Origin of the sequence: Pseudomonas sp. HS-18, assembly GCF_020401845.1 — a bacterium.
GTDB classification, from domain to species: Bacteria; Pseudomonadota; Gammaproteobacteria; order Pseudomonadales; family Pseudomonadaceae; genus Pseudomonas; species Pseudomonas nitroreducens.
This window is the reverse complement of sequence record NZ_CP084413.1, coordinates 2,623,004-2,638,713: the sequence shown is the minus strand read 5'-3', so window position 1 is coordinate 2,638,713 and position 15,710 is coordinate 2,623,004. Positions and strand designations below refer to the sequence as shown.

Here is a 15,710-nt window from a genome sequence, read left to right as displayed (position 1 = left end):
CGGCGCATAAAGCGTTCCGCTTTATGCGCCCTACTTGGCCGAAAGCTCCTGCGCCCTTCGCCCAAACCCAACGAGGACATTTAATGACACTGCCAACATCCGTCCGCCTGGTCGAAGTCGGCCCGCGCGACGGCCTGCAGAACGAGAAGCAACCCATCGCCGTCGCCGACAAGGTGCGCCTGGTCGATGACCTCACCGCCGCCGGCCTGGGCTACATCGAAGTCGGCAGTTTCGTGTCGCCCAAGTGGGTGCCGCAGATGGCCGGCTCGGCCGAAGTCTTCGCCGGCATCCGGCAGAAGGCCGGCGTCACCTACGCAGCCCTGGCGCCGAACCTGAAGGGCTTCGAAGCCGCGCTGGAGTCCCAGGTGAAGGAAGTCGCGGTATTCGCCGCCGCCTCCGAGGCCTTCTCGCAGAAGAACATCAACTGCTCGATCAAGGAGAGCCTGGAGCGCTTCGTCCCGGTGATGGAAGCGGCACGCCAGCACGGCGTGCGCGTGCGCGGCTATGTCTCGTGCGTGCTCGGCTGCCCCTACCAGGGTGAAGTGGACGCAGAGCAGGTCGCCGCCGTCGCCGCGGAACTGCACGCCATGGGCTGCTACGAAGTCTCCCTGGGCGACACCATCGGCGTCGGCACCGCCGGCGCCACCCGGCACATGTTCGACGTCGTCGGCCAACGCGTGCCGCGCGCGCAACTGGCCGGGCACTTCCACGACACCTATGGCCAGGCGACGGCGAACATCTACGCCAGCCTTCTGGAAGGCATTGCGGTGTTCGACAGCTCGGTCGCCGGCCTGGGCGGCTGCCCCTACGCCAAGGGCGCCACCGGCAACGTCGCCACCGAGGACGTGCTCTACCTGCTGGGCGGCCTGGGCATCCACACCGGCGTCGACCTGGACCAGCTGATCGATGCTGGCCAACGCATCTGCGCGGTGCTGGACAAGCCCAACGGCTCGCGGGTGGCCAAGGCGCAACTGTCCAAGCGCTGACGTCGACCGATCCTACAAGAGCCCCTCACCCTAACCCTCTCCCAAAGGGAGAGGGAACCGTTCGGCGCCGGCTGACACCAATGTGTCAGCCGGCACGGACTGCCCCCTCTCCTCGGGGAGAGGGCTGGGGTGAGGGGGAGCCGGTGACGCCGATTCACGGGGCTGCTCGCCGGCACACTCCCAGAACGTAGGGCGCCTGAAGCAGCGCGCTTCATCCAGCGCCGAGCCATCGGCGGATAACGCCTGTGGCGTTATTCGCCCTACCGGCTGACCTGATCTTCGCATCCCGGTACAGTGCGCCCTCTGCCCTCCCCGCGCACGGCCTGACCATGACCGACACCCACAGCCTCAAGGACTACCCCAGCGTCCGCCAACTGGCGATCCGCTCGCTGTTCGAGATCTTCGAGCAGTTCAGCGAGGGCACGGTGATCGTCGACCGCGAGGCGCGGATCGTCTGGATCAACCAGCGCTATGCGCAGCGCTTCGGCCTGGACAGTGCCGAGCAGGCCGTCGGCCGCCCGGTAGAACAGGTGATCCCCGGCAGCCTGATGCGCGAAGTGGTCAGCAGCGGCCGGCCGATGCTGCTGGACATCCTCGACATGGCCAAGGACCCGCTGGTGGTCATGCGCGTGCCGATCCGCGACGATGCGGGCGAGGTCATCGGAGGCATCGGCTTCGCCCTGTTCGACGAACTGCGTGCGCTGTCGCCCCTGCTCACCCGCTACCAGCGCATGCAGGCCGAGCTGGCCTCGACCCGTTCGCTGCTGCAGGCGCGCCAGGCGAAGTACAGCTTCGGCCACTTCATCGGCACCAGCCCGGCCAGCCTGGAAGTGAAGCGCCGCGCCCGCCGGGGTGCCGCCAGCGAGGCACCGATCCTGTTGCTGGGCGAGACCGGCACCGGCAAGGAACTGCTGGCCCACGCCATCCACGCGACCTCGCCACGCGCCGACAAACCCTTCGTCAGCCTCAACGCCGCCGCCATTCCCGAGTCCCTGCTGGAAGCCGAGTTCTTCGGTACCGCGCCGGGCGCCTTCACCGGTGCCGACCGCAAGGGCCGCGCCGGCAAGCTGCAGATCGCCCAGGGCGGCACGCTGTTCCTCGACGAGATTGGTGACATGCCGCTGACCTTGCAGAGCAAACTGCTACGGGTGCTACAGGAGAAGGAGTTCGAACCGGTCGGCTCGAACGAAGTCCTGCGCAGCGACATCCGCCTGATCGCCGCCACCTCCATCGACCTCGCTGCGGCCGTGCGCGAGGGACGTTTCCGCGCCGACCTGTTCTACCGCATCAACGTCCTGCCCATCGAGATTCCGCCGCTGCGCGAGCGCCTGGAGGATTTGCCGGCGCTGTGCGAAGCCATCCTCGACGGCCTGCGCGACGACCGCCAGACACTTTATGAACTGAACACCGATGGCCTCGCCCTACTCGCCCGGCACTCCTGGCCGGGCAACGTGCGCGAGCTGCGCAACCTGCTGGAGCGCACCGTGCTGCTGGGTGATCGCCCGCAGATCGACGCCGCCGCGCTGCGTTCGGCACTGGGCGAGTTGCAGCCACTGCCCGTCGCCTCGACGACACCGGGAACCCGTCTGGCCGAGGGGCAGGACTTCTACGCAGCACGGGATGCCTTCGAGCGCGAACTGATTGCCAACACCCTGGCCGAGCATGCCGGCAACGTCGATGCGGCCGCACAACGCCTGGGCCTGGGGCGCTCGACGCTGTACAAGAAAATGGCAGCGCTGGGCCTTCAGTCCTGAAAAAGAGACAAGTCTCAAAAAAGAGACAAACACTCCAAACTCTTGAGTGATGGGCCCCAGGCGATTCAATCCGTCGCCTTGTCTCCAGTTAGAGACAAACCGCTTCTCCCAATCCACGAAAATCTCAAAATAAGACTTATAAATCAAATAGTTACAATCCTGGCATGGTCCTGGCTATGTCGCCTCTCGCGGCCTTCGCGCCGCACAGCCGACATAACAACAATCAACGCTGCCCGAACGCGAACAGACCCCAGCGGACACCACGGCTAGTCCCGCTTCGCATACGGCGCCGCGCCAGGAGATCACCCGATGAGCCGCTCCACGCTCAATCATGCCGCCGTCATCACCGCCCTCGGTTCCACCCTCGCCCTTTCGCCCCAGGCCTTCGCCGAATTCCTTGCCGACAGCAAGGCCAGCGTCGAGTTGCGCAACTTCTACTTCAACCGCGACTTCCGCCAGGACAACGCCGCGCAATCCAAGCAGGACGAGTGGGCGCAGGGCTTCCTGCTGCGCTACGAATCCGGCTACACCGAAGGCACCATCGGCGTGGGCGTCGATGCTATCGGTCTACTGGGCCTAAAGCTGGACTCCAGCCCCGACCGCGCCGGGTCCGGCCTGCTGCCGCGCGACAAGGACAAGGTCAACGGCGCGCCGGACGACTACAGCGAACTGGGCCTGACCGCCAAGCTGCGCGCCTCGAAGAGCACGCTGAAGATCGGCACCCTGCTGCCCAAGCTGCCCACCGTGCTGGCCAACGATTCGCGCCTGCTGCCACAGACCTTCGAAGGTGCGCACCTGAATTCCGCCGAGTTCGCCGGCCTGACCTTCGACGGCGGCCGCCTGCGCCAGGTGAGCCAGCGCGACTCGTCCAACCGCGAGGACATGACAGTCACCAGTGGCAGCGCGCGCGGCATCGTCGCCACCGACACCAGCGACCAGTTCGACTTCGCCGGCCTCAGCTACAAGTGGACGCCGCAACTCACCACCGGCTACAGCTACGCCAAGCTCGACGGGCTCTACGACCAGCACATCGTCAACCTGGTGCACGTACTGCCCATCGCCGCCGGCCAGTCACTGAAGACCGACCTGCGCTACGCCCGCTCCGACGACGACGGCCACAGCAACGTCGACAACCGCGCCTTCGGCGCCATGCTCACCTACACCCTCGGCGGCCACGGCTTCGGCGCCGGCTACCAGAAGATGAGTGGCGACACCGGCTTCGCCTACATCGGCGGCACCGACGCCTTCCTGGTCAACTTCGTGCAGATCGGCGACTTCGCCAACCGCGACGAGAAATCCTGGCAGGCGCGCTACGACTATGACTTTGCCGCCCTTGGCGTGCCCGGTCTGACCTTCATGACGCGCTACCTGTCCGGCGACAACATCGAACTGGGCGCCGGCAAGCCCGAAGGCAAGGAGTGGGAGCGCGACACCGACATCGGCTACGTGGTGCAGAACGGGCCGCTGAAGAACTTCGGCGTGAAGTGGCGCAATGCGACAGTTCGTTCCAGCCACTTCGGCAACGACCTCGACGAAAACCGCCTGATCCTCAGCTACGTGCTGCCGCTGTGGTGATCATCTGAGCGTCAGGCAATCCCACTACAACAAGAACGACGCGCGGCCCGGAGCCGCGCGACAACTGGAGATACTTCGATGAGCGTGGTCATCGCCCTCGCGGCCCTCGCCCTGCTGATGCTCGCCGCCTACCGCGGCTACAGCGTGATCCTCTTCGCCCCCATCGCCGCGCTGCTGGCAGTGCTGCTCACCGACCCTTCCGCCGTGGCACCGGCCTTCACCGGCGTGTTCATGGAGAAGATGGTCGGCTTCGTCAAACTCTACTTCCCGGTGTTCCTGCTCGGTGCGGTGTTCGGCAAGCTGATCGAGCTGTCGGGCTTCTCGCGCTCCATCGTCGCCGCGGCCATCCGCCTGCTCGGCACCCGCCAGGCGATGCTGGTGATCGTGCTGGTCTGCGCCCTGCTCACCTACGGCGGCGTGTCACTGTTCGTGGTGGTGTTCGCGGTCTATCCGTTCGCCGCCGAGATGTTCCGCCAGAGCAATATCCCCAAGCGACTGATCCCGGCGACCATCGCCCTGGGCGCCTTCAGCTTCACCATGGACGCCCTGCCCGGCACCCCGCAGATCCAGAACATCATCCCCACTGCCTTCTTCAACACCACCGGCTGGGCCGCGCCCTGGCTGGGGGTGATCGGCAGCCTGTTCGTGTTCACCGTGGGCATGCTGTTCCTCCGCCGCCAGGCCGGCAAGGCGCGCGCGGCCGGTGAAGGCTACGGCAACGAACTGCGCAACGAGCCGGAAACCGCGGACGACATCCGATTGCCCAACCCGCTGCTGGCGCTCTCGCCGCTGGTGCTGGTGGGCGTCGCCAACCTGCTGTTCACCCACTGGATTCCCCAGGTCTACGGCAAGACCCACAGCCTGCAACTGGCCGGCATGGCCGCGCCGGTGGCCAGCGATGTGGCCAAGCTGACCGGCATCTGGGCGGTGCAGGCGGCGCTGCTGCTGGGCATCCTGCTGGTGCTGGTGACCAGCTTCGCGGTGATTCGCAGCAAGATCGCCGAGGGCAGCAAGACCGCTGTTTCCGGCGCGCTGCTGGCGGCCATGAACACGGCTTCGGAATACGGCTTCGGCGCGGTGATCGCCTCGCTGCCGGGCTTCCTGGTACTGGCCGACGCACTGAAGAAGATTCCCGATCCGCTGGTCAATGAGGCCATCACCGTCACCACCCTGGCCGGCATCACCGGCTCGGCGTCCGGCGGTATGAGCATCGCGCTGGCGGCCATGTCCGAACAGTTCATCGCTGCCGCCCAGGCCGCCAACATCCCGCTGGAAGTATTGCACCGGGTGGCGGCCATGGCCTCCGGCGGCATGGACACCCTGCCGCACAACGGCGCGGTCATCACCCTGCTCGCGGTCACCGGCCTGACCCACCGCGAAGCCTACAAGGACATCTTCGCCATCACCCTGATCAAGACCCTCGCGGTGTTCGTGGTGATTGGCACTTTCTACGCCACCGGCATCGTATAAACCCGTTGCTTTCCAGCGGTCGCCGCGCGGCGACCGCTCCGTTGCAGAGGAGATTTGCATGACACTCAAGGGCAAGACCGCACTGGTCACCGGCTCCACCAGCGGCATCGGCCTGGGCATCGCTGCGCGCCTGGCCCAGGCGGGCGCCAATGTGGTGGTCAACGGCTTCGGCGACATCGACGCGGCCGTGCGCGAGCTGTCGGTGCACGGCACGCGCATCGGGCACCAAGGTGCGGACATGGCACAACCCGAGCAGATCGCCGAGATGATCGCCTACGTCGAGCGCGAGTTCGGCGGCCCCGACATCCTGGTCAACAACGCCGGCATCCAGCACGTCGCGGCGCTGGAAGACTTCCCCGTGGAGCGCTGGAACGCGATCCTCGCCATCAACCTCTCCTCGGTGTTCCACACCACCCGCCTGGCGCTACCGGGCATGCGCCAGCGCGGCTGGGGGCGCATCCTCAACATCGCCTCGACCCACGGCCTGGTCGCCTCCGCCGGCAAGAGCGCCTACGTGGCCGCCAAGCACGGGGTGATCGGCCTGACCAAGACCACCGCCCTGGAAACCGCCACCACGGCCATCACCTGCAACGCCATCTGTCCCGGTTGGGTGCTGACGCCGCTGGTACAACAGCAGATCGACGCGCGTATCGCCGCCGGCGCCAGCCCCGAACAGGCGCGCCACGACCTACTGGCGGAGAAGCAGCCGTCGCTGGACTTCGTCACCGCCGACCAGCTCGGCGAGCTGGCGCTATTCTTGTGTTCTGAAGCTGCCGCCCAGGTCCGCGGCGCCGCCTGGAACATGGATGGCGGCTGGGTCGCCCAGTGACTTGAGGGTTCTTGCGGCGCTTCGTGACATGCTGCGCAGGCACCGTTCGTCGGCGGTGCCTTCCGTCCCACACGAATCAGTTGGAGTCGTAGTCGATGAACCAGGCGCTCTGGAGCCCCTCCCCCGAACGCATCGCCGCCACCCGCATGGACGCCTTCCGGCGCAAGGTAGCGCAGCAGCACGGCCTTGACCTGCCCGATTACGCCGCCCTGCACGCCTGGAGCATCGCCGAGCGCGAGGCCTTCTGGCTGGCCATCGTCGACAGCTTCGACGTGCAATTCCACGAGGCGCCCACGGCGGTCCTCGAGGAAGGCCCGGAAATGCCCGATGCGCGTTGGTTCCCCGGCGCCACCCTGAACTTCGCCGAACACCTGCTGCGCCGCCGCGACCACAAGCCGGCGTTGATCGCCGTCAGCGAGGATGAACAGCGCGAAGTGCTCAGCCACGCCGAACTGGCCGCCCAGGTCGCCGGCCTGCAGCGCGCCCTGCGCGAAGCCGGCGTGGGCGTCGGCGACCGCGTCGCGGCCTTCATGCCCAACACCTGGCAGACCGTGGTCGGCATGCTCGCCACCACCAGCCTGGGCGCCACCTGGTCGAGCTGTTCGCCGGACTTCGGCACCCAGGGCGTGATCGACCGTTTCGGTCAGATCGAACCCAAGGTGCTGATCGCCTGCGCCGGCTACCGCTACGCCGGCAAGGTGCTGGACCTGACCGCCAAGCTCAACGAAATCCTCGCCCAGTTGCCGAGCCTCGAACAGTTGCTGATCGTCCCCTACGCCAACGGCCATGCGCGCCGCACGGACTTCCAGACGCCGGCGCGGGTCAGCCTCTGGCAGGACTTCTTCCACAGCGGCGGCGAGCCCGTATTCACCCCGGTGCCCTTCGACCACCCGCTGTACATCCTCTACTCCTCCGGCACCACCGGCGTACCCAAGTGCATCGTCCACGGCACCGGCGGCGTGCTGCTGCAACACCTGAAGGAACACGGCCTGCACGTCGACCTGGGGCAGGACGACACGCTGTTCTACTACACCACCTGCGGCTGGATGATGTGGAATTGGCTGGTCTCCGGCCTGGCCGTCGGCGCCACGCTGGTGCTCTACGACGGCTCGCCCTTCCACCCCGGCCCCGAGCGCCTGATGGACCTGATCGATGCGGAACACATCAGTGTCTTCGGCACCAGCGCCAAGTACATCGCGGCGCTGGAGAAAGCCAATGTGCGCCCGCGCCTGACCCACTCGCTGGAGCGTCTGAAGACGCTCCTCTCCACGGGTTCACCGCTGGCCCACGAGAGCTTCGACTACGTCTACCGCGAGGTGAAACCCGACCTTTGCCTGTCGTCGATTTCCGGCGGCACCGACATCGTTTCCTGCTTCGCCATCGGCAATCCGACTGCGCCGGTCTGGCGCGGGGAAATCCAGTGCAAGGCGCTGGGCATGGCAGTTGAGGTCTGGGACGAGACGGGTAAAGCGGTGCACGGTGAAAAGGGCGAGCTGGTCTGCGTGAAGCACTTCCCATCGATCCCGGTGGGTTTCTGGAACGACGAAAACGACGAGAAATTCCACGAGGCCTACTTCGCCACCTTCCCCGGCGTGTGGGCCCACGGCGACTACGCCGAAGAAACCGAGCACGGCGGCCTGGTGATCCATGGTCGTTCGGATGCCGTGCTCAACCCCGGCGGCGTGCGCATCGGCACCGCGGAAATATACCGCCAGGTGGAAAAGGTCGAGCAGGTACTGGAATCCATCGCCATCGGTCAGGACTGGCAGGGCGACGTGCGCGTGGTGCTGTTCGTGCGCCTGCGCGACGGCGTGGAACTGGACGAGACACTGCAGGAGCGCATCCGCCAGACCATCCGCAGCAACACCACCCCGCGCCACGTGCCGGCGAAGATTCTCGCGGTCACCGACATCCCGCGCACCATCAGCGGCAAGATCGTCGAACTGGCGGTGCGTAACGTGGTGCACGGCCGGCCGGTGAAGAACACCGATGCGCTGGCCAATCCGCAGGCGCTGGAGTTGTTCAGGGATCGCAAGGAGCTGGAGAGCTGAGTCTCTCCAGAGTCGTGGGAGCGGCTCTTGATCTCATGGGAGCGGAGTTTCTCCGCGAGACTTCCCCGCTCGGACTATCGCAGGGTCGTAGGGCGGACGAGCATCAGCCAATCAGGCACCGCCCGGATGCGTGGTCCGGGCGGCGCTGAATCAGGCGTCGTCCAGCGACTCGGTACCCAGCTCGTCCCACACCGCCTCGGCGAGGTGGAAGGTGGCGTTGGCAGCGGGGATGCCGCAGTAGATAGCGCTCTGCAGCAGCACTTCCTTGATCTCTTCGCGGGTCACTCCATTATTGCGCGCGGCGCGCAGGTGCAGCGTGAGTTCGCCCTCGCGGTTCATGCCGATCAGCATGGCGATGGTGATCAGGCTGCGGGTGTGGCGCGGCAGGCCGGGGCGGGTCCAGATGTCACCCCAGGCGTGGCGGGTGATCATTTCCTGGAACTCTTCGTTGAAGGCGTTGCGCTTGGCCAGGCTGCGGTCGACGTGGGCATCGCCGAGTACCGCGCGACGCACCTGCATGCCGGCTTCGTAGCGTTCTTTTTCGTCCATCTCAAACTCCAAATCGGAACCTTGTAGGAGCGAGCAATTACGCGCGCAGGAAGGAAAGCACGCGCTGGCTGAAGGCATCCCCCGCCTGCACGTTGGACAGGTGCGCAGCGCGGAACTCCACCAGCTCGGCGCCGGGAATGCGAGCCTGCAGGAAGCGGCCGTCCTCGGTAGTGGTCACCGGGTCGACTGAGCCGCAGACCACCAGGGTCGGCGCGGTGATCGCACCGATCTCGCCACGGAAATCGGCATCACGCACGGCTGCGCAGTTGGCCGCATAACCTTCCGGCGACGTCTGCGCCAGCATGCCGACGATGGGCTCCACCTTGCCCGGCTCAGCCTCGGCAAAGTCAGCGGTGAACCAGCGCGAGATCGACGCGTCACGCAGGTTGCGCATGGCCTCGGCACCGCCGCTGAGTACGGTCTCGATGCGCGAGTTCCAGACTTCCGGGGTGCCGATCTTCGCGGCGGTATTGCACAGCACCAGCCGCGAGAGGCGCTCCGGCGCATGGATGCCCAGCCACTGACCGATCAGGCCGCCCATGGACAGACCACAGAAATGCGCGCGCGGAATGTCCAGCGCGTCCAGCAGCGCCAGCACGTCGCGGCCGTTCTGCTCGACGCTGTAGGGGCCGGGGGTGACCAGCGAAGCGCCGTGGCCACGGGTGTCATAGCGCAGCACGCGGAAGTGTTCGGCGAAGGCCGTGACCTGTGCGTCCCACATGTGCAGGTCGGTGCCCAGGGAGTTGGACAGCACCAGCACCGGCGCACCGGCCGGGCCGTCCAGTTGGTAGTTCAGGTCGCCATCGGCGAGACGTACGGCAGGCATGCAAGGCTCCTATCGGGATTCTTTGCGCAAGGAAAGTTCTTGGTGTTCGGCCAGCGTGCGCTCGACCCAGCGGCGCGCCTGACCCAGGTAATGGGCAGGATCGAGAAGACGATCCAGCTCCTCGGCATTCAGCTGTGCAGTGACCTCGGCATTGGCGCCGAGCACCACGCGCAGGTGCGCGCCCTCCTTCACCGCCTGCTTGCAGCACTTTTCCACCAGATGGTGCGCGGCATCACGGCCGATACGCTGGGCCAGGGCGATGCTCACTGCTTCGGCGAGCACCAGGCCGCGGGTCAGGTCGAGGTTGGCGAGCATGCGCTCGGCGTCGACTTCCAGGCCCGGCACGAGGGACAGCGCCTGTTGCAGGGCACCCGAGACGAGACAACACAGCTCCGGCAGGCTTTCCCACTCGGCGTGCCACAGGCCAAGGCTGCGCTCGTGTTCCTGGGGCATGGCGGCGAATAGCGTCGAGACCAGCCCCGGCGCACGGGTGGCCGCACCGATCAGCACGGCAGCGCCCACCGGATTGCGCTTGTGCGGCATGGTGGAGGAACCACCCTTGCCCGGCGCGGATGGCTCGAAGACTTCGCCGGCTTCGGTCTGCATCAGCAGGCTGAGGTCGCGGCCCAGTTTGCCGAGGCTGCCGGCGATCAGGCCGAGCAGGCTGGCAAACTCCACCAGACGGTCGCGCTGGGTGTGCCAGGGTTGCTCGGGCAGTTGCAGGTCCAGCTCTTCAGCCAACGTCTCAGCCACGGCAAAGGCCTTCTCACCCAATGCGGCGAGGCTGCCGGAAGCGCCGCCGAACTGCAGACAGAGCAGGCGCGGCTTGAGTTCGTCCAGGCGTTGGCGGTGGCGGGTCATCGCGCCCAGCCAACCGGCGATCTTCATGCCAAGGGTGACCGGCGTGGCATGTTGCAGCCAGGTGCGGCCGACCATGGGCGTACCGGCGTGGGCTTGTGCTTGAGCGACGAGCGCGTCGGCCAGTCGAGCGAGATCACTCTCCAGAAGCTCGATGGCAGCACGCAGTTGCAGGACCAGCCCGGAGTCCATGACGTCCTGGCTGGTGGCGCCCAGATGCACATAGCGCTCGGCCTCGGCGTCCTCAGCGGCGATGCGCTTGCCCAGCGCCTTCACCAGCGGGATCGCGGAATTGCCGGCACTGCAGATGGCCTGGGCCAGTGCCTCGAAATCGTAGAGCTCGGCGCGACAGGCAGCGGTGATGGGTGCCACCGCGTTCGCCGGGATCACGCCAACGCGGGCCTCGGCACGAGCCAGGGCGGCCTCGAAGTCGAGCATGCCCTGCACCCGGCCGTGGTCGCTGAAGATCGCGCGCATGGCGGGCTGGGTGAAGTAGGCGTCGAACAGAAGGTTGGTGCTCACGAGGCAGCTCCGGAGATCGGCGGGCGTTGTCGGGACAGTATGGCGCGTTGGGCGGCCCTCACCCCAGCCCTCTCCCAGAGGGAGAGGGAGCCGTTCGCAGTGAGAAGATATTCCGCCATGCATCCTGACTCTTCAGGATGCGCACGCAATCACCGCCATGACGGACAATCCCCTCTCCCTCCGGGAGAGGGTTAGGGTGAGGGGCTCTTGGGATCACACCCGCTCGACCACCAGCGCCACACCCTGCCCTACGCCCACGCACATGGTGCACAGACCGAGCTTGCCGCCCGTCTTCTGCAACTGATGCACAGCAGTGAGCACCAGCCGTGCACCGCTGGCGCCCAGCGGATGCCCAAGGGCGATGGCGCCGCCGTTGGGGTTCACCCGCGCATCGTCATCGGTGACGCCAAGTTCACGGGTCACCGCCAGGCCCTGCGCGGCGAAGGCTTCGTTCAGCTCGATGACGTCGAACTGATCCATCGACAGATTCAGGCGCTCCAGCAGCTTGCGCACCGCCGGCACCGGGCCGATGCCCATCACCCGCGGGGCGACGCCGGCGCTGGCCATGCCGAGCACTTTCGCACGCGGTGTCAGGCCGTGTTTCTTCACCGCTTCAGCACTGGCGAGGATCAGCGCCACGGCGCCGTCGTTGACGCCCGAGGCGTTGCCGGCGGTGACGGTCTTGCCTTCGCCGTTGACCGGCTTGAGCTTGGCCAGCGCTTCCAGCGTAGTGTCCGGGCGCGGGTGTTCGTCGGTGTCGACGACGGTTTCGCCCTTGCGACCCTTGATCACTACCGGGACGATTTCCTCGGCGAAGTAACCGGAAGCCTGGGCGACGCCGGCGCGCTGCTGGCTGCGCAGGGAGAAGGCGTCCTGGTCAGCACGGTTGACGTTGTAATCGTCGGCCACGTTGTCGGCGGTCTGCGGCATCGCGTCCACGCCGTACTGCGCCTTCATCAGCGGGTTGATGAAGCGCCAGCCGATGGTGGTGTCCTCGATCTTCTGCCCACGGCCGAAGGCGCTGTCGGCCTTGCCCATTACGTAGGGCGCGCGGGACATGGACTCCACGCCGCCGGCAATGACCAGTTCGGCCTCGCCGCTGGCGATGGTGCGGAAGGCGGTGCCCACCGCGTCCAGGCCCGAGGCGCAGAGACGGTTGAGGGTCACGCCCGGCACGCTCTCCGGCAGGCCCGCCAGCAGCAGCGCCATGCGCGCGACGTTGCGGTTGTCCTCGCCGGCCTGGTTGGCGCAGCCGAGGTAGACCTCGTCCAGCGCGGCCCAGTCGACCTGCGGATTGCGCTCCACCAGCGCCTTCACCGGCACGGCGGCGAGGTCGTCGGCGCGCACACCGGCCAGCGCGCCGCCGAAGCGGCCGATGGGCGTGCGCACTGCGTCACAGATGAAGACCTCGCGGCTCATTCCTCACCTCCCTGCTGACCGTGAGCGGCAGCGGTGCGGGCCTCCAGGGCGCGCAGGGCTTCCAATTCGACCTCGGTCGGCGCGACGGTTTCGCTCACCTGCTCGGCGAAGCGAATCGCCCAGCCAGTTGCTTCCACGACCTGCTCGCGGGTCACGCCCGGGTGCAGCGAGGTGACGATGAATTCGTTGCTGCCGGCTTCCGGTTCCATGATGCACAGGTCGGTGATGATCGCCACCGGGCCTTTTCCGGGAAGGCCCAATTGCTGGCGGTGGTCGCCGCCCTCGCCGAAGCCGACCGAGGTGATGAAGGCCAGCTTGTCGACGAAGGTGCGGTGGGACTGTTTCAGGATGATCAGCACTTCCTTGGCGGAACCGGCGATTTCCGGCGCGCCGCCGGCGCCGGGTAGGCGCACTTTCGGCTTGTTGTAGTCGCCGATGACGGTGGTGTTGATATTGCCGAAGCGATCGACCTGGGCCGCGCCGAGGAAGCCGACGTCGATGCGCCCGCCCTGCAGCCAGTAACGGAAGATTTCGCCGGTGGGCACCACGGTGTCGGCCGTTTCGGCCAGCTCGCCGTCACCGATGGAAAGCGGCAGCACGCTGGGCTTGGCGCCGATGGGGCCGGATTCATAGATCAGGACCACGTCCGGCGAGGCAGTCAGACGCGCGAGGTTGGCAGCCTTGGACGGCAGGCCGATGCCGACGAAGCAGACGGCGCCGTTCTTCAGGCGGCGGGCGGCGGCCACGGTCATCATTTCATTGGTGCTGTAGGCGCTCATTACTTGGCCTCCGCGAGCTTGGTACGAAACTCGCTGAAATCTTTCGTGCCACGGATGTAGGTATCGATCCAGGCGTTGAAGGTGTCGCGGTCGCGGGCGATCGGGTCCCAGGCCTGGTAGAAGCGGTTGTCGCGCTCGGAGTAACCGTGGGCGTAGGACGGGTGCGAGCCGCCGGGCACCAGGCAGACGGCGGACAGCGCCCAGGTCGGCAGCACGCAGGAGTTCATCGGCGCGTTCAGGTCGTCGACGATTTCTTCCACGGTGACGATGCAGCGCTTGGCGGCCAGGGCGGCTTCCTTCTGCACACCGAGGATGCCCCACAGCAGCACGTTGCCCTTGCGGTCGGCCTTCTGCGCGTGGATCACGGTGACGTCCGGGCGTACCGAAGGCACGGCAGCCAGTTGCTCGCCGGTGAACGGGCAGTTGATGAACTTGATGTTCGGGTTGACCTTCGGCAGGTCGGAGCCGGCATAAGCGCGCAGCACCGCGAACGGCAGACCCGAGGCACCGGCGACGTAGGAGTTGGCCAGGTCGGCGTGGCTGTGCTCGTCGATCTCCAGCTCGCGCGGCCAGCCCTTCTCCACCGCGTCACGCAGGCGATGCAGTGAACCGACGCCAGGGTTGCCGCCCCAGGAGAAGGTCAGCTTGCGTACGCAGCCGGCACCGATCAGCAGGTCGTAGACCAGATCTGGCGTCATGCGGACCAGGTGCAGATCTTTCTTGCCCTGGCGAATCAGCTCGTGGGAGGCGGCGGTCGGAATCAGGTGGGTGAAGCCTTCGAGGGCGACGGTATCGCCGTCGTTGACGAAGCGCTCGACCGCTTCGCGGAGAGTCAGGAGTTCAGCCATGGTCGGTCTCGTTGTAGGGGTGGTGCAGGTGGGAAAAAGGTACCGCCGGGGGGATGGGCAAACAATGCGATAATCGACTATTGGTGCGAATATCGAACACTTCTCTTAGGGGACTAACGGCTGCGCTGCGAGTGAGGATTGCCATTTGAGCGAGTGCGCGGGAGGCGCAGCCCGCTGCAGGAGGGAGCTTGCTCGCGAACCCGCCCGGCGCCGGAGCAGCCGGAGATTGCGTTCGCGAGCAAGGACTGGGCGTACCCTCGGTCCTACCCGGTCAGGCCTCCTGCAGCGCGCGGGGGCGGTTGCTGCGGTCTTCGGCATCGGCGGAAACCGCCGGCTGCAGCTGGAAATCGAATTCGATCTCGGCGAAGCGCCCTTCTACTCCGCGCGCTTTGGCGGCGGCTGCGTCCTCGACGAAACGCACCTCGCCGATCAGCCCATCGCGGGTGGCATAGGCGAAGTCGTCCCACAGGTACTGGTCGCCGGCCAGGTTGATCTGTGTGGTCAGGTGGCGATGGCCCGGCGCGGAGATGAAGAAGTGGATGTGCGCCGGGCGCTGGCCGTGGCGGCCGAGTTGGTTCAGCAGCTCCTGGGTCGGGCCGTCCGGCGGGCAGCCGTAGCCGCTGGGCACGATGCTGCGCGCCTGGTAGCGGCCTTCGGCGTCGGTGACGATGCGCCGGCGCAGGTTGTACTCGGACTGGGTGCTGTCGAAATACGAGTAGGTGCCCTTGGTGTTGGCGTGCCAGAGGTCGACCACGGCGCCAGCCAGCGGCTTGCCGTCGAGGTCGAAGACGCGGCCGGAGAGGAACATCACGGTGCCGGCGTCTTTTCCGTCATCCATCCGCGCCTCGCCTTCGGACAGCGGCGCACCGGCCACGTACAGCGGGCCTTCGATGGTGCGCGGGGTACCACCTTCGATGCCGACCGCCGCGTCCTGGGCGTCCAGCAGCAGGTCGAGGTAGTGCTCGATGCCCAGGCCGGCGACGACCAGCCCGGCCTCCTGGCGCGCGCCGAGGCGGTTGAGGTAGTCCACGGCTTTCCAGAACTCGTCGGGGGTGACGTTCATGTCCTCGATGAGCCTGGCGGTGTCCTGCAGGATGCGCAGGACGAGGTTCTTCACCCGCGGGTTGCCGGCATCGTTCAGGGCGCCGCTGGCCTCTTCGAAGAAGGTCTGGATGTCGGCAGTCTGGGAAATCTTCACGGTCATGGTGCGATCCTCAAGTCTTGTTCTTGTCGAGTCGTACGGA

Annotated in this window: 12 protein-coding genes and 1 pseudogene; 6 read left to right on the top strand and 7 right to left on the bottom strand. The window is 66.6% G+C overall.

Annotated elements, in window-relative coordinates; genetic code table 11:
• The first annotated feature begins 83 nt into the window (after positions 1-83).
• The 6 genes and pseudogenes from LDJ84_RS12395 (at position 84) to LDJ84_RS12370 (ending at position 8,665) form a co-directional block, all read left to right on the top strand.
• Positions 84-986: a hydroxymethylglutaryl-CoA lyase gene (locus LDJ84_RS12395; protein ID WP_037018116.1), complete on the top strand. Its 903-nt coding sequence runs from the start codon at positions 84-86 to the stop codon at positions 984-986.
• A 329-nt stretch (positions 987-1,315) separates the two neighbouring features.
• A pseudogene (locus tag LDJ84_RS12390) lies at positions 1,316-2,786 on the top strand (sigma-54 interaction domain-containing protein).
• 263 nt (positions 2,787-3,049) lie between these two features.
• A complete protein-coding gene (locus LDJ84_RS12385; protein WP_226046398.1) occupies positions 3,050-4,315 on the top strand; it encodes an OprD family porin in 1,266 nt (421 codons plus the stop codon).
• A 78-nt stretch (positions 4,316-4,393) separates the two neighbouring features.
• On the top strand, positions 4,394-5,785 hold the full coding sequence (locus LDJ84_RS12380; protein WP_226046397.1) for a GntP family permease: 1,392 nt from the start codon (positions 4,394-4,396) through the stop codon (positions 5,783-5,785).
• Positions 5,786-5,843: 58 nt separating this feature from the next.
• Positions 5,844-6,614: a 3-hydroxybutyrate dehydrogenase gene (locus LDJ84_RS12375; RefSeq protein ID WP_084359763.1), complete on the top strand. Its 771-nt coding sequence runs from the start codon at positions 5,844-5,846 to the stop codon at positions 6,612-6,614.
• Between the two features lie 95 nt (positions 6,615-6,709).
• Positions 6,710-8,665: an acetoacetate--CoA ligase gene (locus tag LDJ84_RS12370; RefSeq protein WP_084359764.1), complete on the top strand. Its 1,956-nt coding sequence runs from the start codon at positions 6,710-6,712 to the stop codon at positions 8,663-8,665.
• 150 nt (positions 8,666-8,815) lie between these two features.
• On the opposite strand, the gene pcaC is transcribed toward LDJ84_RS12370, so the two are convergent.
• The 7 genes from pcaC to catA form a co-directional block, all read right to left on the bottom strand.
• The gene (pcaC, locus tag LDJ84_RS12365; protein WP_024765605.1) at positions 8,816-9,214 is read right to left on the bottom strand and encodes a 4-carboxymuconolactone decarboxylase; all 399 of its coding nucleotides are present in this window, start codon (positions 9,212-9,214) and stop codon (positions 8,816-8,818) included.
• Between the two features lie 37 nt (positions 9,215-9,251).
• Positions 9,252-10,040 (bottom strand): 3-oxoadipate enol-lactonase, encoded by a 789-nt coding sequence (gene pcaD / locus LDJ84_RS12360; protein WP_024765606.1) that lies wholly within the window; start codon positions 10,038-10,040, stop codon positions 9,252-9,254.
• Between the two features lie 9 nt (positions 10,041-10,049).
• Complete coding sequence (locus tag LDJ84_RS12355) at positions 10,050-11,375, bottom strand: 3-carboxy-cis,cis-muconate cycloisomerase (protein ID WP_051445678.1); 1,326 nt, start codon at positions 11,373-11,375, stop codon at positions 10,050-10,052.
• 258 nt (positions 11,376-11,633) lie between these two features.
• Positions 11,634-12,839, bottom strand: coding sequence for a 3-oxoadipyl-CoA thiolase (pcaF, locus tag LDJ84_RS12350; protein ID WP_038803150.1), 1,206 nt, complete (start codon positions 12,837-12,839; stop codon positions 11,634-11,636).
• Positions 12,836-13,618: a CoA-transferase subunit beta gene (locus LDJ84_RS12345; protein WP_024767506.1), complete on the bottom strand. Its 783-nt coding sequence runs from the start codon at positions 13,616-13,618 to the stop codon at positions 12,836-12,838. Before LDJ84_RS12345 ends, pcaF begins: the two co-directional genes overlap by 4 nt.
• Entirely contained in the window at positions 13,618-14,466 is an 849-nt protein-coding gene (locus tag LDJ84_RS12340) for a CoA transferase subunit A (RefSeq protein ID WP_038803149.1), read from the bottom strand. Before LDJ84_RS12340 ends, LDJ84_RS12345 begins: the two co-directional genes overlap by 1 nt.
• Positions 14,467-14,737: 271 nt before the next feature.
• The gene (gene catA / locus LDJ84_RS12335) at positions 14,738-15,670 is read right to left on the bottom strand and encodes a catechol 1,2-dioxygenase (RefSeq protein WP_038803148.1); all 933 of its coding nucleotides are present in this window, start codon (positions 15,668-15,670) and stop codon (positions 14,738-14,740) included.
• Between the last annotated feature and the right edge of the window lie 40 nt (positions 15,671-15,710).

What these genes read in the sequence shown, in the direction of transcription:
- LDJ84_RS12395 (WP_037018116.1), top strand. Translation starts at nt 84, where the DNA reads ATGACACTGCCAACATCCGTCCGCCTGGTCGAAGTCGGCCCGCGCGAC.
- LDJ84_RS12385 (WP_226046398.1), top strand. Translation starts at nt 3,050, where the DNA reads ATGAGCCGCTCCACGCTCAATCATGCCGCCGTCATCACCGCCCTCGGT.
- LDJ84_RS12380 (WP_226046397.1), top strand. Translation starts at nt 4,394, where the DNA reads ATGAGCGTGGTCATCGCCCTCGCGGCCCTCGCCCTGCTGATGCTCGCC.
- LDJ84_RS12375 (WP_084359763.1), top strand. Translation starts at nt 5,844, where the DNA reads ATGACACTCAAGGGCAAGACCGCACTGGTCACCGGCTCCACCAGCGGC.
- LDJ84_RS12370 (WP_084359764.1), top strand. Translation starts at nt 6,710, where the DNA reads ATGAACCAGGCGCTCTGGAGCCCCTCCCCCGAACGCATCGCCGCCACC.
- pcaC (WP_024765605.1), bottom strand. Translation starts at nt 9,214, where the DNA reads ATGGACGAAAAAGAACGCTACGAAGCCGGCATGCAGGTGCGTCGCGCG.
- pcaD (WP_024765606.1), bottom strand. Translation starts at nt 10,040, where the DNA reads ATGCCTGCCGTACGTCTCGCCGATGGCGACCTGAACTACCAACTGGAC.
- LDJ84_RS12355 (WP_051445678.1), bottom strand. Translation starts at nt 11,375, where the DNA reads ATGCGCGCGATCTTCAGCGACCACGGCCGGGTGCAGGGCATGCTCGAC.
- pcaF (WP_038803150.1), bottom strand. Translation starts at nt 12,839, where the DNA reads ATGAGCCGCGAGGTCTTCATCTGTGACGCAGTGCGCACGCCCATCGGC.
- LDJ84_RS12345 (WP_024767506.1), bottom strand. Translation starts at nt 13,618, where the DNA reads ATGAGCGCCTACAGCACCAATGAAATGATGACCGTGGCCGCCGCCCGC.
- LDJ84_RS12340 (WP_038803149.1), bottom strand. Translation starts at nt 14,466, where the DNA reads ATGGCTGAACTCCTGACTCTCCGCGAAGCGGTCGAGCGCTTCGTCAAC.
- catA (WP_038803148.1), bottom strand. Translation starts at nt 15,670, where the DNA reads ATGACCGTGAAGATTTCCCAGACTGCCGACATCCAGACCTTCTTCGAA.